The sequence below is a fragment of the Marinovum sp. genome, from assembly GCF_034669705.1.
In the GTDB taxonomy this organism is placed as follows: domain Bacteria; phylum Pseudomonadota; class Alphaproteobacteria; order Rhodobacterales; family Rhodobacteraceae; genus Marinovum.
Window position 1 is genome coordinate 16,877 of sequence record NZ_JAXMOR010000001.1, and the last position, 21,192, is coordinate 38,068.

15 protein-coding genes are annotated in these 21,192 nt (G+C 65.2%); 4 read left to right on the forward strand and 11 right to left on the reverse strand.

Annotated elements, in window-relative coordinates:
- Nucleotides 1-224 precede the first annotated feature (224 nt).
- The 5 genes from VOI27_RS00095 to VOI27_RS00115 form a co-directional block, all read right to left on the reverse strand.
- Complete coding sequence (locus VOI27_RS00095) at nt 225-1,808, reverse strand: ABC transporter ATP-binding protein (protein ID WP_323763238.1); 1,584 nt, start codon at nt 1,806-1,808, stop codon at nt 225-227.
- Nucleotides 1,805-2,911 carry an ABC transporter permease gene (locus tag VOI27_RS00100; protein ID WP_323763239.1) on the reverse strand — a complete coding sequence of 369 codons (1,107 nt, stop codon included), beginning with the start codon at nt 2,909-2,911 and terminating at the stop codon, nt 1,805-1,807. Before VOI27_RS00100 ends, VOI27_RS00095 begins: the two co-directional genes overlap by 4 nt.
- A 231-nt stretch (nt 2,912-3,142) precedes the next feature.
- On the reverse strand, nt 3,143-4,297 hold the full coding sequence (locus VOI27_RS00105) for a microcin C ABC transporter permease YejB (protein ID WP_323763240.1): 1,155 nt from the start codon (nt 4,295-4,297) through the stop codon (nt 3,143-3,145).
- A gap of 3 nt (nt 4,298-4,300) precedes the next feature.
- On the reverse strand, nt 4,301-6,244 hold the full coding sequence (locus VOI27_RS00110; protein ID WP_323763241.1) for an extracellular solute-binding protein: 1,944 nt from the start codon (nt 6,242-6,244) through the stop codon (nt 4,301-4,303).
- 217 nt (nt 6,245-6,461) lie between these two features.
- Entirely contained in the window at nt 6,462-6,971 is a 510-nt protein-coding gene (locus VOI27_RS00115; protein ID WP_323763242.1) for a cytochrome c family protein, read from the reverse strand.
- Between the two features lie 119 nt (nt 6,972-7,090).
- On the opposite strand from VOI27_RS00115, the gene VOI27_RS00120 reads away from it, so the two are divergent.
- Entirely contained in the window at nt 7,091-7,924 is an 834-nt protein-coding gene (locus VOI27_RS00120; RefSeq protein ID WP_323763243.1) for a prephenate dehydratase, read from the forward strand.
- 209 nt (nt 7,925-8,133) lie between these two features.
- Here VOI27_RS00120 and VOI27_RS00125 read toward each other — a convergent pair whose 3' ends face one another.
- The 4 genes from VOI27_RS00125 to ileS form a co-directional block, all read right to left on the reverse strand.
- Nucleotides 8,134-8,586, reverse strand: coding sequence for a methylated-DNA--[protein]-cysteine S-methyltransferase (locus VOI27_RS00125; RefSeq protein ID WP_323763244.1), 453 nt, complete (start codon nt 8,584-8,586; stop codon nt 8,134-8,136).
- Nucleotides 8,587-8,638: 52 nt separating this feature from the next.
- On the reverse strand, nt 8,639-9,502 hold the full coding sequence (gene yghU / locus VOI27_RS00130; protein ID WP_323763245.1) for a glutathione-dependent disulfide-bond oxidoreductase: 864 nt from the start codon (nt 9,500-9,502) through the stop codon (nt 8,639-8,641).
- Between the two features lie 108 nt (nt 9,503-9,610).
- Complete coding sequence (locus VOI27_RS00135; RefSeq protein ID WP_323763246.1) at nt 9,611-9,946, reverse strand: GYD domain-containing protein; 336 nt, start codon at nt 9,944-9,946, stop codon at nt 9,611-9,613.
- 148 nt (nt 9,947-10,094) lie between these two features.
- The gene (ileS, locus tag VOI27_RS00140; RefSeq protein WP_323763247.1) at nt 10,095-13,085 is read right to left on the reverse strand and encodes an isoleucine--tRNA ligase; all 2,991 of its coding nucleotides are present in this window, start codon (nt 13,083-13,085) and stop codon (nt 10,095-10,097) included.
- A 481-nt stretch (nt 13,086-13,566) separates the two neighbouring features.
- On the opposite strand from ileS, the gene VOI27_RS00145 reads away from it, so the two are divergent.
- The 3 genes from VOI27_RS00145 (at nt 13,567) to VOI27_RS00155 (ending at nt 17,444) form a co-directional block, all read left to right on the forward strand.
- Entirely contained in the window at nt 13,567-14,337 is a 771-nt protein-coding gene (locus VOI27_RS00145) for a LytTR family DNA-binding domain-containing protein (RefSeq protein ID WP_323763248.1), read from the forward strand.
- A 489-nt stretch (nt 14,338-14,826) separates the two neighbouring features.
- The gene (acs, locus tag VOI27_RS00150) at nt 14,827-16,758 is read left to right on the forward strand and encodes an acetate--CoA ligase (protein ID WP_323763249.1); all 1,932 of its coding nucleotides are present in this window, start codon (nt 14,827-14,829) and stop codon (nt 16,756-16,758) included.
- 5 nt (nt 16,759-16,763) lie between these two features.
- Nucleotides 16,764-17,444, forward strand: a complete 681-nt coding sequence (locus VOI27_RS00155; protein WP_416374625.1) for an adenylate kinase — start codon at nt 16,764-16,766, stop codon at nt 17,442-17,444.
- 316 nt (nt 17,445-17,760) lie between these two features.
- On the opposite strand, the gene VOI27_RS00160 is transcribed toward VOI27_RS00155, so the two are convergent.
- Both VOI27_RS00160 and VOI27_RS00165 read right to left on the reverse strand, forming a co-directional pair.
- Nucleotides 17,761-19,947 carry a 3-hydroxyacyl-CoA dehydrogenase NAD-binding domain-containing protein gene (locus VOI27_RS00160; protein WP_323763251.1) on the reverse strand — a complete coding sequence of 729 codons (2,187 nt, stop codon included), beginning with the start codon at nt 19,945-19,947 and terminating at the stop codon, nt 17,761-17,763.
- Nucleotides 19,948-19,978: 31 nt separating this feature from the next.
- A complete protein-coding gene (locus tag VOI27_RS00165; RefSeq protein ID WP_323763252.1) occupies nt 19,979-21,190 on the reverse strand; it encodes an acetyl-CoA C-acetyltransferase in 1,212 nt (403 codons plus the stop codon).
- Between the last annotated feature and the right edge of the window lie 2 nt (nt 21,191-21,192).

Here is a 21,192-nt window from a genome sequence, read left to right on the forward strand (position 1 = left end):
CGGATTGATCTGGGTCAAGGATCGGGGCTGATCGGTGTCTTAGGCTAGGCGGACGTGGACGGAAACACAACGCGCGGGGCTGGGGCCTTTTGACGCGAACGGACCGTGCGCGCCTGATCCGCGGGGCTGCGTAAACGCGGCGCAGGGGGCGGGGTCGCAGCCCTCACGCCCGCTCCGTGTCGCACGGGACGCGGTCACTCGGGAGGACGTCGGCGCGTTGGCCGCTAGGCCACGGCGGCGAGCAGGGTGCGGGCGTATTCGGTCTGCGGGTCATTGAAGACCTGCTCGGCCGGGCCGGCCTCGATCACGTCGCCCTGTTTCATCACCATCACGTGGTGAGACATGGCGCGGACCACCTTGAGATCGTGGCTGATGAACAGGTAGGCAAGGCCGTATTTGCGCTGCAATGCGCGCAGCAGCTCGACGATCTGCACCTGCACCGTCATGTCGAGCGCCGAGGTCGGCTCATCGAGCACCACCAGCTTGGGCCGCAGGATCATCGCGCGGGCGATGGCGATGCGCTGGCGCTGGCCGCCGGAGAACTCATGCGGGTAGCGGTCCATCATCGCCGGGTCGAGACCGACCTCCTGCATCACTTCCGCCACCTTGTCGCGCTTGGGCCGCGCGTCGCCGCGGTCGCCATGGACGCCGAGGCCCTCGGCAATGATCTCGGCACAGGACATGCGCGGCGAGAGCGAGCCGAAGGGATCCTGGAAGACGATCTGCATCTCGGCGCGCAGCCGGCGCAGGTTGCGGGTGGTGTAAGTGCGCAGGTCGCGGCCGTCGAAGGTGATCGCGCCTTCCGAAGAAATCAGCCGCATTATCGCCAGCGCCAGGGTGGTCTTGCCGGAGCCCGACTCGCCAACGATGCCGATGGTCTCGCCGGCGCGGACCGCAAAGCTCGCGTCGTTGACCGCCTTGACATGGCCGACGGTGCGTTTCAGCAGGCCTTTCTGGATCGGAAACCAGATCTTGAGGTTCTCCGCCTCGGCCACCACCGGGGCGGCGGGATCGACCGGGTCGGGCTGGCCGGTGCTTTCGGCCGCGAGCAGCATCTGGGTGTAGGGATGCTGCGGGTTGGCGAAGATCTCGGCCGTGGGGCCGGTCTCGACGATCTCGCCGTTCTTCATCACGCAGACCCTGTCGGCGATGCGGCGGACGATGCCGAGGTCGTGGGTGATGAACAGCAGGCTGAGGTTCTCTGCCTCCTTCAGCTCGGCCAGCAGATCGAGGATCTGCGCCTGGATGGTGACGTCAAGCGCGGTGGTGGGCTCGTCGGCGATCAGGAGATCCGGCCCGTTGGCCAGCGCCATGGCGATCATCACCCGCTGGCGCTGGCCGCCGGAAAGCTGGTGCGGATAGGCCGTCAGGCGCTCTTCGGGGTCGCGGATGCCGACCTTGTTGAGCAGGGCGATGATCCGGCTGCGGGCCTCGCCGCCGGTGACGTTCTGGTGCAGCTCCATCGACTCGCGCAGCTGTTTCTCCAGCGTGTGCAGCGGGTTCAAGGAGGTCGTCGGCTCCTGGAAGATGAAGGAGATATCGTTGCCGCGGATCTGCCGCAGGGTCTTGTCGGAGGCTCTGACCATCTCGCGGCCGGCGTAAGTGACCGAGCCCTCGACCTCGGCCGAGCCGCCGAGCAGCGACACGGTGGAGAGCGCGGTGACCGATTTGCCGGAGCCGCTCTCGCCCACCAGCGCCACGGTCTCGCCCTTGTTGACGTCGAAAGAGACGCCCTTGACCGCCGCCACGGTCTGGCCGTCTTGGCGAAAGCCGACCTTGAGATCGCGGACCTTGAGAAGCGGCGTCATTGGAAGGTTTTCCTTGGGTCGAAGGCATCGCGCACGCCTTCGAAGATGAAGACCAGCAGCGAGAGCATGAAGGCAAAGACGAAGAAGGCGGTGAAGCCCAGCCAGGGCGCCTGCAGGTTCTGTTTCGCCTGCAGGGTCAGCTCGCCGAGGCTGGGCGAGGACGACGGCAGGCCGAAGCCGAGGAAGTCGAGGCCGGCGAGCTGGCTGATGGTGCCGGTCACCAGGAAGGGCAGGAAGGTGACGGTGGCGACCATGGCGTTGGGCAGCATGTGGCGGAACATGATGGTGGTGTTGGAGACGCCAAGCGCCTTGGCGGCGCGGACGTATTCGAGGTTGCGGGCCCGCAGGAACTCGGCGCGGACGACGCCCACCAGCGCGGTCCAGCCGAAGAGCACCATGAGGAAGACCAAAAGCCAGAAGCTGCGGCCGAGGATCGCGAAGAGGATGATGATGATGTAGAGGCTGGGGGTGGCGCCCCAGATCTCGATCACCCGCTGGAAGATCAGGTCGAGCCAGCCGCCGAAATAGCCCTGCAGCGCGCCGGCAATGATGCCGATCACCGAGGCCAGGGTGGTGACGATCAGGGTGAAGAGGATCGACAGCCGGAAGCCGTAGATGATCCGCGCCAGCACGTCGCGCTTGGTGTCGTCGGTGCCGAGCCAGTTCTGCTCGTTCGGCGGCAGCGGGGCGGCGCCGGGGCGGTCGACCGGCGTGTCATAGCTGTAGGGGATCGGCGGCCAGATCATCCAGCCGCGGGCGAAATCGCCCTCGGGGGTGCCGCCCTGATCGACCAGGGCGACGAGGCCCTCGGGGTCATCCCAGCATTCCTCGAGCCCGCCGGTGCGGATCAGGCATTTGACCTCGATGTCGCGATAGATCGCCTCGGTCTTGAAATCGCCGCCGAAGGCCGTCTCGGGGTAGAAGTTGAACACCGGGGTGTAGAATTCCCCGCGGTACTTGACGAGGATCGGCTTGTCGTTGGCGACGAACTCGGCAAAGAGCGTGACGGTGAAGACGATCAGGAAGATGATCAGCGACCAGAGCGCGCGGCGGTTGGCCTTAAAATTGCGCCAACGGCGCTGGTTGATGGGGGAGAGGGTCATCCTAAAGCTCTCCGGTTTTCAACGGTTGCAGGCTGGGTGTGACGGTCACACCGAACGTCCGCCCGGCGCGCATGCGCCATGCCCGACCTCCCCCCCGGGAGGGCATATTCAAAGCACTCGCAGCGCCCGGAGCCACTGTATGTCTGTCTGACGGCCGTTCGATGAGATTGAGAGACCCTCCCGAGGTCGAGCATGGCGCATGCGCGCCTGATGTGGCGTAAGAGGCCATGCTCACCCCTCCCGCTTTTCAAAGTCGATCCGCGGATCGACGAAGACGTACATCATGTCCGACAGGATCCCGACCAGCAGACCCAGCAGGCCGAAGACGAAGAGCGTCCCGAAGATCACCGGGTAATCCCGCGCCACCGCGGCCTCGAAGCCGAGCCGGCCCAACCCGTCGAGCGAGAAGATCGTCTCGATGATGATCGAGCCGCCGAAGAACACGCCGATGAACACCGCCGGGAAGCCGGCGATCACGATCAGCATGGCGTTGCGGAAAATATGGCCATAGAGCACCCGGCGCTCCGACAGGCCCTTGGCGCGGGCGGTCATCACGTATTGCTTCTTGATCTCGTCCATGAAGCTGTTCTTGGTCAAGAGCGTCAGCGTGGCAAAGGCCGAGATCGTCGAGGCCAGCACCGGCAGGGTGATGTGCCAGAAGTAGTCGCCTATCTTGCCCAGCAGGCTCAGGTTCTCGAAATTGTCGGAGGTCAGGCCCCGCAGCGGGAAGATCTGCCAGTAGGAGCCGCCGGCAAACAGCACCAGCAGCAGGATCGCGAACAAAAACCCGGGGATCGCATAGGCCACGATGATCACGCCAGAGGTCCAGGTGTCGAAGGTCGAGCCGTCCATGACCGCCTTGCGGATGCCCAGCGGGATCGAGACCGCATAGGCAATCAGCGTCGACCAGAGCCCCAGCGTGATCGAGACCGGCAGCTTCTCCATCACCAGTTCGAGCACGCCGATCGAGCGGAAATAGCTCTCGCCGAAGTCGAGCCGCAGGTAGTTGCCCATCATGATGAAGAAGCGCTCGCCGATGCCGATGTCTTCCTTGAGACAGGCCGGATCGTCGAGGTCAGGCTCGCCGGTATAGCCGTCTTCACAGACCACGCGGGCAAAGCCGAAATCAACCTCAAGCTGTTCGATGAACTCCTTGTCGAGCCCGCGCGCGCCGATGTAGTCGCTGTCGGAGCCGAAGGTCTCCTCGCCCACGTCCTCGCCGCCGCCGGAAAAGCCGCCAAAGACGTCGCCCTCGCCCTGGATCTGGGCGAGCATCTGTTCCACCGGGCCGCCGGGCACGAATTGCACCAGGGCGAAGTTGATGATCATGATCCCCAGGAGTGTGGGGATCACCAGCAGCAGTCTGCGAAGGATATAGGCGCCCATGGGTTACTTCAGCGCGCCCGCGGCTTTCAGGGCCTGGTACTTCTCGTCGTTGAACCACCAGAAGTCGAGCACGCCGAGCGCCAGCGGCGGCAGCGGGTCGGGCCGTTCGAACATGTCGTAATAGGCCACCCAGTATTCCGGCACGAAACCGTCATGCACCACGATCCGTTCGTAGCGCAGCGCCCGGTCCAGCGCCTTGAGGGCGGTGATCTCGTCTTCGCGGTTGTTGGTGTCGAGCGCGGCATCGATCAGCGCATCGACCACCGGGCTGCGCAGGGCGGCGCCGTTGTAAGACGAGACCTCGGCGGTCTCGGAGCCGAACAGCTGGTTGAGCCCGGTACCGGCGACCGAGAAGGTCAAGTAGCGGGTGTGGATCAGGTCGTAATCCTTGTCGAGAAACCGCTGCTGGCCCTGGGCGCTGTCGATCGCCTCGGCGCTGACCGCGATGCCCCAGCTTTCCAGCGTCTGGGCATAGGTCTCGATCACCGCCTTGCGGGTGTCATCCCAGCTCGACAGCACGAGGAAGTCGAGGCTGAGCTGCTGGCCCTCCGCATCGACCATCTGACCCTGATCGTTGACCGAATAGCCTTCCTCGGCCAGAAGCTTCAGCGCCGCACGCTGGTTGCGCCGGTCACTCGGGGTGCGCGGCTCGGAGGTATGCGGCATCACCACTTCCTCGGTCAGCATTTCCGGCGGCACCACCTCGCCCAGCGATTTCAGCAGCTCCAGCTCGGCGCCTTCGGGCACACCGGTAGCCTCCCACTCCTGACCCTCGGCAAAGGATTTGCGCTGGGTGGTCAGGCCGAATTGCAGCGAGTCGCGGACCCATTCGAAGTTGAACGCCAGCGACAGCGCATGGCGCACGTTGCGGTTGTCGAGCGGCGGCCGCAGGGTGTTGAAGATGATGCCCGAGTTGTTGGGCGCGGTGCCGTCGGGGATCTCCTCGCGCACCACGTGGCCCTTTTTCAGCGCCGGAAAGTCATAGCCGGTGGCCCAGCGCTTGGTCGAGCCCTCGGCGCGGAAAGTGTAGATGCCGGCCTTGAAGGCCTCGAACTCGGCGGCGTCATCGGCGAAATACTCGAACCGGATACGGTCGAAATTGTGTCGGCCGACGTTGAGCGGGTGATCCCAGCCCCAGTAATTCGGGTTGCGCTCGTAGACCACGTAGCGGTTGAACTCGTAATCGCCCACCTGATAGGGGCCCGAGGCCATCGGCGAGGCCACCGAGGGCTCGTCGAGCCGCTCGCCGGTCTCCTTGTACCAATCCTCGGAAAATATCGGCGTGCCGCCGACCTGGGAGATCAGCGAGCGGCGCGAGATCTCGTCGGCAAAGGTGTAGCGGATGGTCAGGTCGTCGATCACCTCGACGCCGGTGATCCGTTCCTTGACCGCGCGGGCATAGGAGCGGATGCCCTGCTCGAGGAACAGGTTGTGGGTAAAGGCGGCGTCACGCGCGCGCAGCGGCTGGCCGTTGCGAAAGGTGACATCGTCGCGCATGTGGAACACGCACCAGGTCTTGGACTTGGGGTATTCGACCTCGCGGGCGATCAGGTTGTAGGCGTCGGTGATCGAATCCGCCGGCAGACCGCCGCCCCAGGGCATCTCGCCGAACATCGCCTCGGCGACGATGCCGGAATTGCTCTCGGCATTGCCGCGCCAGGCCCAGCGGTTGAAGCCGTCAAAGGTGCCCCGCGTGCCGAGCGAGATCTGCCCGCCCTTGGGGGCGTTGGGGTTGACGTAGTCGAAATGCGGGAACCCCTTGGGGTATTTCAGGTCGCCGTAGAAGGAGTAGCCGTGGCTGGTGACGATCTCCTCGCCCTCGCTGGTCTGGGCGATCACCCGCGCCGGCGGCAGCGCGGCGCCAAGCGCCGTCGCCCCGAACATGCCAAGCGCGGCACGGCGTGAGAATTCGAACCCGGTGCGGGGCAGGTATCTTTCGTCGGTCATTCAGTCGCTCCTGTTGGCCACGAGACGCCTTGTCGGCGCGCAAGCGGAAGGCGTCTTTGGCCCCGTACGCTAGAGCGGTGCGGCAGGATCAATCAAGTCGATATTCCGTGAACTTGGGTGAGATCCGGCGGAAACCCCGGCGCGCAAAGAAAAACCGCCGCTCCCGAAGGAACGGCGGCGCATTTTACTCGATGCGACAGGGCGATCGGACGTGCAATCAGCCGTCGATGCCGTCGAGCCAGGCGATCAGGTCGGCGCGGTCCTCGGGCTTTTTCAGGCCGGCAAAGGACATCTTGGTGCCGGGCGCATAGCCCTTGGGGTTCTCGAGGAACGCCTGCAGGTTTTCCGGGGTCCAGACATCGGCCACGGCGACCAGCGCGCCGGAATAGCCGAAGCCTGCAACCGAGGCCACGTCGCGGCCGACGACGCCGTAGAGATGCGGGCCGGTGCCGTTGACGCCGTCCTCGACCTTGTGACAGGCGCGGCATTTGCCCCAGACGCGTTCGCCCTTGGCCGGATCGGCCGCGGCGAGAAGCTCGGCAAAGGGCACGGCATCCTCGGCAGGGCCGGCATCGCTTTCGCCGGTGTCGATGACATAGGCCTGCTCTTCGCTGCCATGGCCGCCACCGGTGTGATAGATCTCTTCAGCCGCCCATTTACCGAGCAGGAAGATCAGGAAAGCGCCGCAGAAGCCCCCCAGAATCTTGGTCGAGGTCATTGTATCCATAACACGCGAGTCCCTTAGCTTGGTCTTGTTCGGGGTCTTACGGCTTCCCCTTCTCGGAGGCAAGGTATAGAAACCGCGACGAAACGCCCGGGCCGGGCCAAAAAAGCGGAAAAATTGCCATGACAGGACGCATCGCCTTTCAGGGGGAGCCCGGAGCCTACAGCCACGAAGCCTGCCGCGACGCATGCCCCGAGATGGATCCGATGCCCTGCAACAGCTTCGAGGACGTGATCGCCGCGGTGAGTTCCGGCGCGGCCGATCTGGCGATGCTGCCGGTGGAAAACACCACCTATGGCCGCGTCGCCGACATCCACCGGCTGCTGCCGCAGAGCGGGCTCCGGATCGTCGGCGAGGCCTTCGTCCGGGTGCATGTCAGCCTGATGGCGCATCACGGCGTGCAGATCGAGGAGATCGAGACGGTGCGTGCGCATATGGTGCTGCTGCCGCAATGCGCCGACTTCCTCAAGACCTACGGCATCCGCGGCGAGGCGGCCGCCGACAGCGCCGGCGCGGCGGCAGAACTGGCCGAGAGCGGAGATCGCCGCTCTGGCGTGCTGGCCTCTGACCTTGCGGCCGAGATCCACGGGCTGCACATCCTCGCGCGGCATATCGAGGATCATGCCCACAACACCACGCGCTTTTTGTTGATGGGCCGCGAGCCCGACATGTCGCGGCGGGGCGATCATGGCATGCTGACCACCTTCGTCTTTCAGGTGCGCAATATCCCGGCGGCGCTTTACAAGGCGATGGGCGGGTTTGCCACCAACGGCGTCAACATGACCAAGCTGGAAAGCTACATGGTCGGCGGCTCCTTCACCGCGACGCAGTTCTATGCCGATATCGAGGGCCACCCCGACGACCCGGCGGTGCAGCGGGCGCTGGAGGAACTGGACTACTTCACCGACATGCTGGAAATCCTCGGCACCTATCCGCGCGATCCCAGACGGGACTGAGCCGCGCATCGACGGGCCGTGGTGCGGCGATCCGTCGGGGGCGTAGGGCAGTTTATCCCGGCATAGTCTGCAGGCATCGGACCGGAGCGATGCGGGCAGCCACATCGCCGTGTCGGTGGGCGCCAAATTGTGCCGAACGCAGGATTCCGACATGATGTGTGACGGGCTTGCAGCCCGCTGTTAACCCGCCGGTACGTTTTTCCTCGAGGCTAGATCAGCAAGCCGGCTGCGCGCTCGTGCCTCAGCAGCCAGACCTTGGTCTCGACGCCGCCCTTGGCGGAAAACCCGCCGAGCCCGTTTGCGCCCAGAATGCGGTGGCAGGGGATCAACACCGGGATCGGGTTGGCGCCGCAGGCCTGTCCGATGGCCTGCGCCGGCACGTTCAGCTCAGCCGCCAGATCGCCATAGGTCCGGGTCTCGCCAAACGGGATCGCCTGCAGTGCGGCGCAGGTCCGGAGGGTGAGGTCGGTGCCCTGCGGCGCAAAAGGCAGGTCGAAGTCCTCGCTGCGCCCGGCGAAATAGGCAGTCAGCTGGCGTTCGGCCTCGACCAGCAGCGGATCGTCGTTGGCCTCGCCACACCGCCAATGCAAGGCGGTGATCGCGCCGTCCCGTGCTTCGAGGGTGACGGGGCCAAGCGGTGTGGTCAGGCTGCGTTCCGGCATGCGGCCAGATTGGCCCCTGCGGCGCAAAGGCTCAATCCGGAACTTGCGGGTTTCAGGCGTCTTCCAGCTTGTCCTGGGTTTTCGTCTCGAAATCCTCGGCTGCGTGCCGCTCGTGCAGCTGCGACGACAACTCGCCACCGGTGCGGTTGACCATGCGGCCACGTTGCACGGCGGGGCGCGCGTCGATCCGCTTGGCCCACTCCATCACGTGGGTATAGCTCTCGACGTCAAGGAACTCGGCCGCACCGTAGAGCCGGCCCAGCATCAGCTGACCGTACCACGGCCAGATCGCCATGTCGGCCAGGGTGTATTCGCCGCCGACCATCCAGTCGCGCTCTGACAGGTGCCGGTTCAGCACGTCGAGCTGGCGCTTGGATTCCATCGCGTAGCGGTTGATCGGATACTCGTACTTCTCCGGCGCGTAGTTGTAGAAATGGCCGAAGCCGCCGCCAAGAAACGGCGCGCTGCCCATCTGCCAGAACAGCCAGGACAAAAGCTCGGCGCGATGTTCCGACGCGCCCTGGAAGGCATTGCCGAACTTTTCAGACAGGTGCAGCATGATCGCGACGGATTCAAAAACCCGTACGGGTGTCTCGCCGGAGCGGTCCATCAGAGCAGGGATCTTGGAGTTCGGATTGACCTCGACAAAGCCCGAGCCGAACTGGTCGCCCTTGCCGATGCGAATGAGCCATGCGTCGTATTCGGCGTCATGACCGGCGGCCAGCAGCTCTTCGAACATCACCGTCACCTTCACCCCGTTGGGCGTGCCCTGCGAATAGAGCTGGAACGGATGCTTGCCGACCGGCAGCGCCTTGTCATGGGTCGGGCCGGCGATGGGGCGGTTGGTCGAGGCGAACTGGCCGCCGTTCTCCTGATCCCATGTCCAGACGGTGGGCGGGGTGTAGGTCTCGGTCATCGCGGAAAAGCTCCTTGTGCCTTTCCGCCATAGATATCGCCTTTGCCGGGTTTTCCAACCCACCGATGCGCTCAAGGCGGCGCACAGCCTCTGTGCAGCGCTGTCCGATCAGGCATTGGCGGGGCGATAGTCACTCTTCCCGACAGCTTGCGCTTTCTTCATCGCCGCTTGCGCCTGCTGCGAGGTCAGCAGCTTGGTGGTGGCCCCGCCGGACATCGCGCCACTTGCGCCGACGGCCATGATGGCACCGGCCATCGTCTCGTCATCCGGGGCTTCGATCAGCACCACCACGTCTTCGCGCCCGAAGCAGAAGAACATGTGATGCAGCTTGCCGCCCATCGCCTCGACCAGCTTGCGGGCCTCGGCTTCGCGGTCCTGCGGGGTCTCGACCATCTTCCTGATCGACTCGGGCGAATAGCGGCCCTGAAACATGTAATATGCCATTGTGGATACTCCTCATTGAAATTGGCGGGTGAGGAGACTGGCACTGTCACGGAGGTGCGGGGCCATGGTCTGGCCGCTCAAACGATGCCTCTCCCGCAAGAGGAGCATAACACAGCGGGCGGAAGAAAGCCCGCCCGCTGTGCAGTTCTCAGCTCAGCGCGGCGTCGCAGCGGGCGCATGTGGCGGGGTGGCTGTGGCTGCCGACGTCGGGCAGGATCTTCCAGCAGCGCTGGCATTTCTCGCCATCGGCCTTTTCGAAGACCACGCCAACGCCCTCGATCTCCGGCAGGCGGAAGGCTTCGGCCGGCTGCGGGTCGCCGGTCAGCGACATGCCGGAGGTGATGCAGATGTCGTCGAAATTGATCGACTTCAGCGCCTGCAGCATCTCGGCATCGCGCACATGCACCACCGGGGCGGCCTCGAGCGAGGCGCCGATCACCTTGTCGCTGCGCTGGATCTCCAGCGCCGCGGTGACCACCCGGCGTGCCTGACGCACCTTGGCCCATTTCGCCGCCAGCGGCTCGTCGAGCCAGTCGGCCGGCGTTTCCGGGATGTCGGTCAGATGCACCGAGCTGTCGTCGCCGGGGAAGCGTTCGAGCCAGACCTCTTCCATGGTAAAGACCAACACCGGCGCCAGCCAGGTGGTGAGTCGGTTGAACAGCAGGTCCATCACCGTGCGCGCAGCGCGGCGGCGTTGGGTGTCGCCGTCGCAATAGAGCGCGTCCTTGCGGATGTCGAAGTAGAAGGCCGAGAGCTCGACCGTGGCGAAATTGAACAGCTGCTGGAACACGCCCTGGAAATCGAAGGCGGCATAGCCCTTGCGCACCACGTGATCGAGCTCGGCCAGACGGTGCAGGATGTAGCGCTCGAGCTCGGGCATCTCTGACGGTTCAACCCGGTCGCTTTCCTCGAAATGCGCCAGCGCGCCCAGCATGAAGCGCATGGTGTTGCGCAGCCGGCGATAGCCATCAGCGACGCCCTTGAGGATCTCGGGCCCGATGCGCTGGTCGGCGGTGTAATCGGTCTGCGCCACCCAGAGCCGCAGGATGTCGGCGCCGTATTGCTTGACCACCTGATCCGGCGCGATGGTGTTGCCGAGCGATTTGGACATCTTGTTGCCCTTCTCGTCCAGCGTGAACCCGTGGGTCACCACGTTGCGATAGGGGGCGCGGCCCTTGGTGCCGCAGGCCTGCAGCATCGAGGAGTGGAACCAGCCGCGGTGCTGGTCGGTGCCCTCCATGTAGACATCGGCGATGCCGTCCTCGGTGCCGTCCTCGCGGTCGCGCAGCACGAAGGCATGGGTCGAACCGGAATCGAACCAAACGTCGAGGATGTCGAACACCTGATCCCACTCATCGGGGTTGTGATCCGCGCCGAGGAAGCGCTCCTTGGCGCCTTCCCTGTACCAGGCGTCGGCGCCCTCGGCCTCGAAGGCCTCGAGGATGCGGGCGTTGACCGTCTCGTCGCGCAGCAGGAAGCCGGGGTCGGTGGGCAGGGCACCCTTCCGGGTGAAACAGGTCAGCGGCACGCCCCAGGCGCGCTGGCGCGACAGCACCCAGTCGGGCCGGTCCTCGATCATCGCGTGGAGCCGGTTGCGACCGGTCTTGGGGGTCCAGTTTACCAGCTGGTCGATCGAGGTGAGCGCCCGCTGTCGGATGGTCTTGCCATACTGGTCCTGACCGTCGCCGACCTCGCGGTCGATGGCGGCGAACCATTGCGGCGTGTTGCGGAAGATCACCGGCGCCTTGGAGCGCCAGGAATGCGGGTAGGAGTGCTTGATCTTGCCGCGGGCGAGCAGACCGCCGACCTCCACCAGCTTGTCGATGATCTTCTTGTTGGCGTCGCCTTCGCCGCCCTTGCGGCTCAGGATGTAGCTGCCGCCGAAGAACGGCAGGTCGGTCCGGAAAGAGCCGTCGTCGAGCACGTTGTAGGTGATCACCTTGTCGAGCATATTGAGGTCACGGTAGAGCTCGTATTCCTCCATCCCGTGGCTCGGCGCGCAATGCACGAAGCCGGTGCCCTCGGTGTCGGTGACGAAATCGGCGGCGCGGAAGTCGCGCGGCTCGTCCCATTCGCCGTTTGCGCCCTCGGCCCCGGCCAGCGGGTGGTGCAGGGTCAGACCGGCCAGCAGATCGGCGCTGACGGTGCGGACGCGCCGGTACTGGTCGTCGTTCAGGCGGGCGCGCTTGAAGACATCGGCGGCGAGATTGTCGGCCAGCAGGAAGCGGTCGCCCTTGGCGGCCCAGCATTCCTCGGGTGCGCCGGTGACCTCGTAGAGCCCGTAGCTGATGTCGCGGCCAAAGACGACGGCCTTGTTCGACGGCAGGGTCCAGGGCGTGGTGGTCCAGATCACCACGTGTGCGCCGATCAGGTCATGGGCGACCTGTTCCTCGGCGGCCATGATGTCGCGGCCTTCCTCGATCTCGGTTTCCTCGCCGGCGAGCGTCAGGTCGGGGAATTCCACGTTCGACACCCGGAACTTGACCCAGACGGTAAAGCTCTCCTTGTCGTGGTATTCGACCTCGGCCTCGGCCAGCGCGGTCTGTTCCACCGGCGACCACATCACCGGCTTGGAGCCTTGGTAGAGCGTGCCGTTCATCAGGAACTTCTGGAATTCCTCGGCGATGACCCGCTCGGCGTGGAAATCCATCGTCAGGTAGGGCGCGGGCCAGTTGCCGGTGATGCCAAGACGCTTGAACTCCTCGCGCTGGACATCGACCCAGCCCTCGGCAAAGCGGCGGCATTCCTGACGGAAGTCGACGACGTCGACCTCATCCTTGTTCTTGCCCTTCTTGCGGTACTGTTCCTCGATCTTCCATTCGATCGGCAGACCGTGGCAATCCCAGCCGGGGATATAGCGCGCGTCAAAGCCCATCATCTGGTGCGAGCGGACGATCATGTCCTTGATCGTCTTGTTCAAAGCGTGGCCGATATGCAGGTGGCCGTTGGCATAGGGCGGGCCGTCATGCAGGGTAAAGGGCTTGCGGTCGCCGGCGCGCTCGCGCAGGCGGTCGTAGATGCCGAGCCGTTCCCAGCGGGCCAGCCATTCGGGCTCGCGCTTGGGCAGGCCGGCGCGCATCGGGAAGTCGGTTTTCGGCAGGTTCAGAGTGTCTTTGTACTCAGGCGTATCGGCGCACATGAAGGGCGTCCTTGTCACTTTGTCCGGATGTCAGGGGTGTGGCGGCGCGGGCGTCCATGCGCCTTGTCCCGGCGGCTCGTCTGATCAGAGCGCCGGGCACGTAATTCGAATGATGATCGCGAATTGAGCCATCTTGCGGACGCTTATAGGCGGCAGGGAAAGGGGCGTCCAGAGGGTGCGGGAGGGGCGGCGCGGGCCATGGTTGCCACAAAGGAAGGTCGCCACAAAGGAAGGCCGGCCTCGGTGGTGCAACTCCCCCAGGGTCATTGCGCCATCCAGGCCGGCCTGCTCTGAAACACGCGCCCCGAAGAACGCGGTGACTAGGTCATGGATCCGAAGACCCGCAAAAGTGATAGAACAATCGCTCCCCCCTGAATATCGCGGCAGGCAAAAGCATGAAGCGCCCGAATCTTAATAAAACCTAGTTAATCTTCGCGAATTTTTGCTGGATTTCGTGAGTTACCTAGGGTCAAATTTCACGATGCGTGAAACCTTGGCGGATATCTGGGGCTCGATTGGCTGGGAACGCAAGATCCTCGGCTTCTTTGGGGGCGTGCTGGTCCTGGCGGTGACCGGACCGTTCGGCACCTATGAGGTCATGAGCTTTGCCCAGCGGCTGGTGTTCTGGCTGGTGGTCTTTACCGGGGTCGGGTTCTTCATGCACGTCTGCCAGACCACGGCGCTCAAGACCGCCTGGCTGGGGCCTCTGCCGCCGGTGCTGCGGCTGGCGGTCGGGGCGCTGCTGGCCGGTCTGCCGGGGGCGGCGGTGGTGATCTTTGTCCATGGCGTGTTCCGGCCGCCGGTGGTTGCGGGGGCGGCCTTGCCGGTGATCTGGCTGCAGGTGGCGCTGATCGGCTGGGTCGTGGGGATCGTCGAGTTCCTCGACTGGGGCGGCAAGGGCACCTCCCGGGAACCGCCGCAGCGGCGTACCGGATTTCACAAGCGGCTGCCACCGGAACTGGGCGACGACATCATCTCGATCTCGATGCAGGACCACTACGCCGAGGTGACGACGACGCTGGGCAGCCATCTGGTGCTGATCCGTCTGAGCGATGCCATGGCCGAGCTGAAAGGCGCCGCCGGGCTGCAGCTGCACCGGTCGCATTACGCCAGCATCGCCCATCTGGTGCGCCTGCACCGCGAGGGCACACGGTTGAAGGCGACCCTGTCCGACGGGCGCGAGCTGCCGGTCAGCGCCAGTCACGCCGACGCGGTGCGCGCGGCCCTAAAAGCCAAGAGCGAAAAGTCGTGATCACAAATGCCGGCCGGCGCCTGGCTGTTGCGGATCGGCGCCGGAATGCCCCGGAGCGGGGCCTCGGAACCTACCGGGAATGCAGGGAATCACCTGTGTGATCACAAATGCGCCGAGATGGCACTTTGGTCGCGGTTTTCGCAATTATCCGGCACGGGCGGGACCGCCTCGGCGACAGGCCTGCAAATTTGTCGCAGGCTGCGCGCAAGATTGTTAGCGGGCAACGCGCCGGAGCATCGCCAAGATTTGCTGACCAAGAAAGACCTGCGGGAGAATGCAACTGCCTGACGCAACGGCATTTTTCCGCCCTATCCGGTGAAAATTTACTAATTGACAATCGCGCCTGTCGATTTCTTTACAGAAAAAGTCTTAAGACTGAGTGACCCGGATCAAATCCCGGCAATCCTCTGTAAACTCGCGGCGACGTTGATCTTCGGGGCGCATGGAGGAGCCATGCTGCGCACCGGCATACCGAAAGAGGGGGAGCACATGCCCAACGACCATTCCGCACGCCAGTACCATATCGACGCTGCCAAATATCAGGAGATGTACAGCGCCTCAATCGCCGATCCAGAGGCATTCTGGGCCGAGCAGGGCAAGCGCATCGACTGGATCAAACCCTACAGTCAGGTCAAGGACGTGAGCTTTGCGCCGGGTGACATCCACATCAAATGGTATCACGACGGCACGCTGAACGTCTCGGCCAACTGCATCGACCGCCATCTCGAGACCCGCGGCGACCAGACCGCGATCATCTGGGAACCGGACGACCCGCAGGACGACGCGCAGCACATCTCGTATCGCGAGTTGCATGCCAACACCTGCCGCATGGCCAATGTTCTGAGCGATCTGGGCGTGACCAAGGGCGACCGCGTGGTGATCTACCTGCCGATGATCCCCGAAGCCGCCTATGCCATGCTGGCCTGCGCCCGGATCGGCGCGATCCACTCCATCGTCTTTGCCGGTTTCTCGCCCGACGCGCTCTCGGCGCGGATCAACGGCTGTGACGCCAAGGTGGTGATCACCGCCGACGAAGCGCCCCGCGGCGGCCGCAAGACCGCGCTCAAGGCCAATGCCGACAAGGCGCTGGCCAATTGCGGCGACGACGTGAAATCGCTGGTGGTTCGGCGCACCGGCGGCGATGTCGCGTGGGATGACGCCCGTGACGTGGATTACAATGCGCTGGCCGAAAAGGCTTCCGACAGTTTCGATCCGGTCGAGGTGAACGCCGAGGATCCGCTCTTCATCCTCTATACCTCGGGCTCCACCGGCCAGCCCAAGGGGGTGGTGCATTGCTCCGGCGGCTATCTTGTCTATGCCGCGATGACGCATGAGATCACCTTCGACTACCACGACGGCGACATCTACTGGTGCACCGCGGATGTGGGCTGGGTCACCGGTCACAGCTACATCGTCTATGGCCCGCTGGCCAACGGCGGCACCACGCTGATGTTCGAGGGCGTGCCGACCTGGCCGGATGCCTCGCGCTTCTGGCAGGTCTGCGACAAGCACAAGGTCAATCAGTTCTACACCGCGCCCACCGCGATCCGTGCGCTGATGGGGCAGGGGCCGGAGTTCGTCGAGAAGGCCGACCTGTCGTCGCTGCTGCTGCTGGGCACCGTCGGCGAACCGATCAATCCCGAGGCCTGGAACTGGTACAACGATGTGGTCGGCAAGGGCAAATGCCCGATCGTCGACACCTGGTGGCAGACCGAGACCGGCGGCCACATGATGACCCCGCTGCCCGGCGCGCATGAGCTGAAACCCGGCTCGGCGCAGCAGCCGTTCTTTGGCATCAAACCGATGGTGCTCGACCCGACGACCGGCGAAGAGATCAAGGGCAACGGCGTCGAGGGGGTGCTTGTCATCGCCGACAGCTGGCCGGGGCAGATGCGCACCGTCTGGGGCGATCACGAGCGCTTCGAGAAGACCTATTTCTCGGACTACAAGGGCTACTACTTCTCAGGCGACGGCTGTCGGCGCGACGCCGACGGCGACTACTGGATCACCGGCCGGGTCGATGACGTGATCAACGTCTCGGGCCACCGCATGGGCACGGCCGAGGTCGAGAGCGCGCTGGTGGCGCATCCCAAGGTGGCAGAGGCCGCGGTGGTGGGCTATCCGCATGACATCAAGGGGCAGGGCATCTATTGCTATGTCACCCTGATGACCGGGCAGGAGCCCTCTGACGAGCTGCGCAAGGAGCTGCGCACCTGGGTGCGGCAGGAGATCGGGCCGATCGCCTCGCCAGACCTGATCCAATGGGCGCCAGGCCTGCCCAAGACCCGCTCGGGCAAGATCATGCGCCGCATCCTGCGCAAGATCGCCGAGAACGATTTCGGCGCGCTGGGCGATACCTCGACGCTGGCCGATCCGAGCGTCGTCGACGACCTGATCGACAACCGGATGAACCGGGGCTGATGGCGATGGACGCCCAGGTGCAAACCCGCCCCGCCGTCCTGATCCTGCTTGGCCCTCCGGGGGCCGGCAAGGGCACCCAGGCCCGGATGCTCGAAGAGCGTTTCGGCCTGGTCCAGCTCTCGACCGGTGACCTGCTGCGCGCTGCGGTGGCCGCCGGAACCGAGGCCGGCCGCGAGGCCAAGGCGGTGATGGATGCGGGCGGGCTGGTCTCTGACGAGATCGTCATCGCCATCCTGCGCGACCGTCTGGCGCAAGAGGACACCGCCAGCGGCGTGATCCTCGACGGTTTTCCGCGCACCAGCGCGCAGGCCGAGGCGCTCGACCGGCTGCTCGAGGAGAACGGCCAGCAGATCAACGCCGCCATCTCGCTCGAGGTGGAGGACGCGGCGATGGTGACGCGGATCTCCGGCCGCTCCACCTGTGCCACCTGCGGCGAGGGCTACCACGACAGCTTCAAGCAGCCCGAGAAGGCCGGCACCTGCGACAAGTGCGGCGGCAGCGAGTTCAAGCGCCGCGCCGATGACAACGTCGAAACCGTGGCCTCGCGGCTCGCGGCCTATCACGCGCAGACCGCGCCGCTGATTGCCTATTACGAAAGCCGTGGCGTGCTGCGCCGGGTCGACGCCATGGGCGAGATCGGCGCCATTGCCGGCGCGCTCGGAGAGATTGTCGTCGCGGCCCGCTAGGGCCGGGGCGGCGGATCGACCCGCTCAGATGCGTCGGGACACCGCGGGCAGCCCTTGGCAGCCCGCGGACAGGGACGCTGTCTCTGTTTCTTAGGAGCCGGGTACCTCAGGAGCGACCGAGATTCGGGACAGCTCCCAATGCACAGGCTACTGACAGACGAAAATCCGCCACGTCGCCCCCTGCCGGATCGTCCGGGGCCGCAACCGGCGCCCCCCGGGCCCTGAACGCATGCGGGGCGGACCCATGCGCAGGTCCGCCCCGTCTCTGGTTCCGAAATATTGCCGCCGGAGGCATCAAACCCCGGCGGACCGTCCGCTACGCGGCCTTGGCGTCCGGACCGAAGCGCTTGTAAAAGCTCTGGGTCTTCTCGGCCATCTCGCGCAGCAGATCGGGGCAGGCAAAGCGTGCGCCATGCGCCGCGGCCAGTTGGTCACAGCGCTCGGCCGCATAGGGCGCGCCGATCATGTCGAGCCAGCTGAACGGCCCGCCGGACCAAGGGGCGAACCCCCAGCCGAGGATCGCGCCGACATCGCCTTCGCGGATGTCTTCCAGCACGCCTTCCTCGAGCGCGCGCACCGCTTCCAGAACCTGGGCAAAGAGCAGGCGGTGCTGGACCTCGATCAGGTCGGGCTGGTCGGCCGCCTGCGGATACTGCGCCTTCACCGCCTCTGACAAGCCCTGTCGCTTGCCGGCGTCGTCGTAGTCGTAAAAGCCCTTGCCGGACTTGCGACCGAGACGGCCTTCGCCCTCCATCCAGAAGATCACCTCGTCGACATCGCCGTCGGGGTAGGCGTCGCCCATCGCCTGTTTCGTGGCGCGGGCGATCTTGGCGCCGAGGTCGATCGAGGTCTCGTCGACCAGTTGCAGCGGACCCAGCGGCATGCCGACCATCTTGGCGGCATTCTCCACCAGCGCCGGCGAGACGCCTTCCTTCACCATCCGCATCCCCTCGTTGAGATAGGGGATGATGCAGCGGTTGGCGTAGAAGAAGCGCGCGTCGTTGACCACGATCGGGGTCTTGCGGATCTGGCGCACGTAGTCGAGCGCCTTGGCCACCGCCCGGTCACCCGTCGCCTTGCCCTTGATGATCTCGACCAGCATCATCTTCTCGACCGGCGAGAAGAAGTGGATGCCGATGAACTGCTCGGGCCGTTTGCTGGCCTTGGCAAGCTGGCTGATCGGCAGGGTCGAGGTGTTCGACGCAAAGATGCAATCCTCGCCGATGACCGCCTCGACCTTCGCGGTGACCTCGGCCTTGACCTTGGGGTCCTCGAAAACCGCCTCGATGATCAGGTCGCAGCCTTCCAGTGCGGCGTAATCCGTGGTCGCGGTGATCAGGGCCAGCGCGGCCTCCTTCTTGGCCTCGGTGGCCTTCTTGCGCTTGATCCCCTTGTCCATGTAGTCGGCGGTATAGGCGCGGCCGCGGTCCGCCGCCTCCTGTTTCTGGTCGATCAGCACCACCTCGATCCCGGCCATGGCCGAGACCAGCGTGATCCCGGCGCCCATCATGCCGGCCCCCAGAACACCGACCTTCTTGACCTTCTGGTCAGACGCTTCGGGGCGGTTGGCGCCTTTCTCCAGCGCCTCCTTGTTGATGAAGAGCGAGCGGATCATCGCCGCGGACGAGGGGTTCATCAGCACGTTGGTGAACCAGCGCACCTCGACCTTGAGCGCGGTGTCGAAGGGCACCAGCGCGCCTTCATAGACCGCCGAGAGCAGCGCCTTGGCCGCCGGGTAGACGCCCTTGGTCTTGCCGTTGACCATCGCCGAAGCACCGACATAGGTCATGAAGCCCGCCGGGTGATAGGGCGCGCCGCCGGGCATCTTGTAGCCCTTCTCGTCCCAGGGCTTGACGAACTTCGGCGCCGACAGCACCCACTCCTTTGCCGCCGCCAGCGGATCGTCGACCACCTCGTCGATGATACCCGCCATCTTGGCCTTCTTCGGGTCGCTGAGCTTGCCTTCCAGCAGGAAGGGCGAGGCCGCCATCGCGCCCATCTTGCGCACCATACGGGTGGTGCCGCCCGCGCCGGGGAAGATGCCGACCATGATCTCGGGCAGGCCGATCTTGGCCTTGGGGTTGTCGGCGGCAAAGATCCGGTGGCAGGCCAGCGGGATCTCGAGGCCGATGCCCAGCGCGGTGCCGGGCAGGGCGGCGGCGACGGGCTTGCCGCCCTTGTTCTTGTCGTCCATCCCGGCGCGCTCGATCTTGCGCAGGATCCGGTGCATCTGCATGATCCCGTCAAACAGCCCGCGGGCCGGGTCGTCGCCGGCGCTTTCTTTCATCTTGGCGATGACGTTGAGGTCCATCCCGCCGGCGAAATCCGCCTTGGCCGAGGTGATGACGATGCCCTTGACGGTGTCGTCGGCAAGCGCCGTGTCGAGATGGGCGTCAAGCTCGGCCAGCCCGTCGAGCGACAGCACGTTCATGCTCTTGCCCTGCACGTCCCATTCGATGATGGCGACGCCGTCGGCGTCGGTGCGCATGGTGAAATCGGTCATTCTGTCTCTCCCATAAATCGGTTCGGGGCGCTCACAGGCGCTCGATGATCGTGGCCGCACCCATGCCCGAGGCGATGCAGAGCGTGGCGAGGCCCACGCCCTTGCCGCTCCGCTCCAGCTCATCCAGCAGCGTGCCGATGATGATCGCACCGGTGGCGCCGAGGGGATGGCCCATGGCGATAGCGCCGCCGTTGACGTTGACCCGGTCGTGATCGACGTCGAAGGCCTGCATGAAGCGCAGCACGACGCTGGCAAAGGCCTCGTTGACCTCGACGAGATCGATGTCGGAGATTGCCATGCCGCTGTCTTTGAGGATTTTCTCGGTCACCGGCACCGGGCCGGTCAGCATGATCGTCGGGTCGGTGCCGATCTTGGCGGTGGCGCGGATCCGGGCGCGGGGGGTAAGCCCGTGCGCCTCGCCGAATGCCTTATTGCCGATCAGCACCGCGGCGGCGCCATCGACGATCCCGCTGGAGTTGCCGGCATGGTGGATGTGGTTGATCCGTTCGAGATGCGGGTATTTCATCAGCGCCACCGCGTCGAAGCCCGGCATGGTCTCGCCCATGTCCTTGAACGCCGGCTTCAACCCGCCGAGGCTCTGCATGTCGGTGCCGGGGCGCATGTATTCGTCACGCTCGAGGATCGGCAGACCATTGATGTCGCGCACCGCGACGATGGATTTGTCAAAGCGGCCGTCCTCCCAGGCCGCGGCGGCGCGTTTCTGGCTCTCCACCGCCAGCGCGTCGGCGTCATCGCGGGAAAAGCCGTATTCGGTGGCGATGATATCGGCCGAGATGCCCTGCGGCACGAAGTAGCTCTCCATGGCGAGCGACGGATCGACGGCAATCGCCGCCCCATCGCTGCCCATCGGCACCCGGCCCATCATCTCGACGCCGCCGGCGATATAGGCCCGGCCGGCCCCGCCGCGCACCTGGTTGGCGGCGAGGTTGACGGCCTCCATGCCCGAAGCACAGAAGCGGTTGATCGACAGGCCCGGGATGCGCTGGTCGAGGTCCGAGGCGAGCACGGCCGAACGCGCGAGGCAGCCGCCCTGTTCGCCGACCTGGGTGACATTGCCCCAGATCACGTCCTCCACGGCGTGCCCCTCAAGGCCGTTGCGGTCCTTGACGGCGTTCAGAATCTGCGCAGAAAGCCGGAGGCTGGTGACCTCGTGCAGCGCACCGTCCTTGCGGCCCTTGCCACGCGGGCTGCGCAGGGCGTCGTAGATATAGGCGTCGGTCATGG

Coding starts and splice junctions, on each gene's coding strand:
- VOI27_RS00155 (WP_416374625.1), top strand. CDS start 16,764: ATGGACGCCCAGGTGCAAACCCGCCCCGCCGTCCTGATCCTGCTTGGC.
- VOI27_RS00165 (WP_323763252.1), bottom strand. CDS start 21,190: ATGACCGACGCCTATATCTACGACGCCCTGCGCAGCCCGCGTGGCAAG.
- VOI27_RS00110 (WP_323763241.1), bottom strand. CDS start 6,244: ATGACCGACGAAAGATACCTGCCCCGCACCGGGTTCGAATTCTCACGC.
- acs (WP_323763249.1), top strand. CDS start 14,827: ATGCCCAACGACCATTCCGCACGCCAGTACCATATCGACGCTGCCAAA.
- VOI27_RS00095 (WP_323763238.1), bottom strand. CDS start 1,808: ATGACGCCGCTTCTCAAGGTCCGCGATCTCAAGGTCGGCTTTCGCCAA.
- VOI27_RS00105 (WP_323763240.1), bottom strand. CDS start 4,297: ATGGGCGCCTATATCCTTCGCAGACTGCTGCTGGTGATCCCCACACTC.
- VOI27_RS00160 (WP_323763251.1), bottom strand. CDS start 19,947: ATGACCGATTTCACCATGCGCACCGACGCCGACGGCGTCGCCATCATC.
- VOI27_RS00120 (WP_323763243.1), top strand. CDS start 7,091: ATGACAGGACGCATCGCCTTTCAGGGGGAGCCCGGAGCCTACAGCCAC.
- ileS (WP_323763247.1), bottom strand. CDS start 13,085: ATGTGCGCCGATACGCCTGAGTACAAAGACACTCTGAACCTGCCGAAA.
- VOI27_RS00100 (WP_323763239.1), bottom strand. CDS start 2,911: ATGACCCTCTCCCCCATCAACCAGCGCCGTTGGCGCAATTTTAAGGCC.
- VOI27_RS00135 (WP_323763246.1), bottom strand. CDS start 9,946: ATGGCATATTACATGTTTCAGGGCCGCTATTCGCCCGAGTCGATCAGG.
- VOI27_RS00145 (WP_323763248.1), top strand. CDS start 13,567: ATGCGTGAAACCTTGGCGGATATCTGGGGCTCGATTGGCTGGGAACGC.
- VOI27_RS00125 (WP_323763244.1), bottom strand. CDS start 8,586: ATGCCGGAACGCAGCCTGACCACACCGCTTGGCCCCGTCACCCTCGAA.
- VOI27_RS00115 (WP_323763242.1), bottom strand. CDS start 6,971: ATGGATACAATGACCTCGACCAAGATTCTGGGGGGCTTCTGCGGCGCT.
- yghU (WP_323763245.1), bottom strand. CDS start 9,502: ATGACCGAGACCTACACCCCGCCCACCGTCTGGACATGGGATCAGGAG.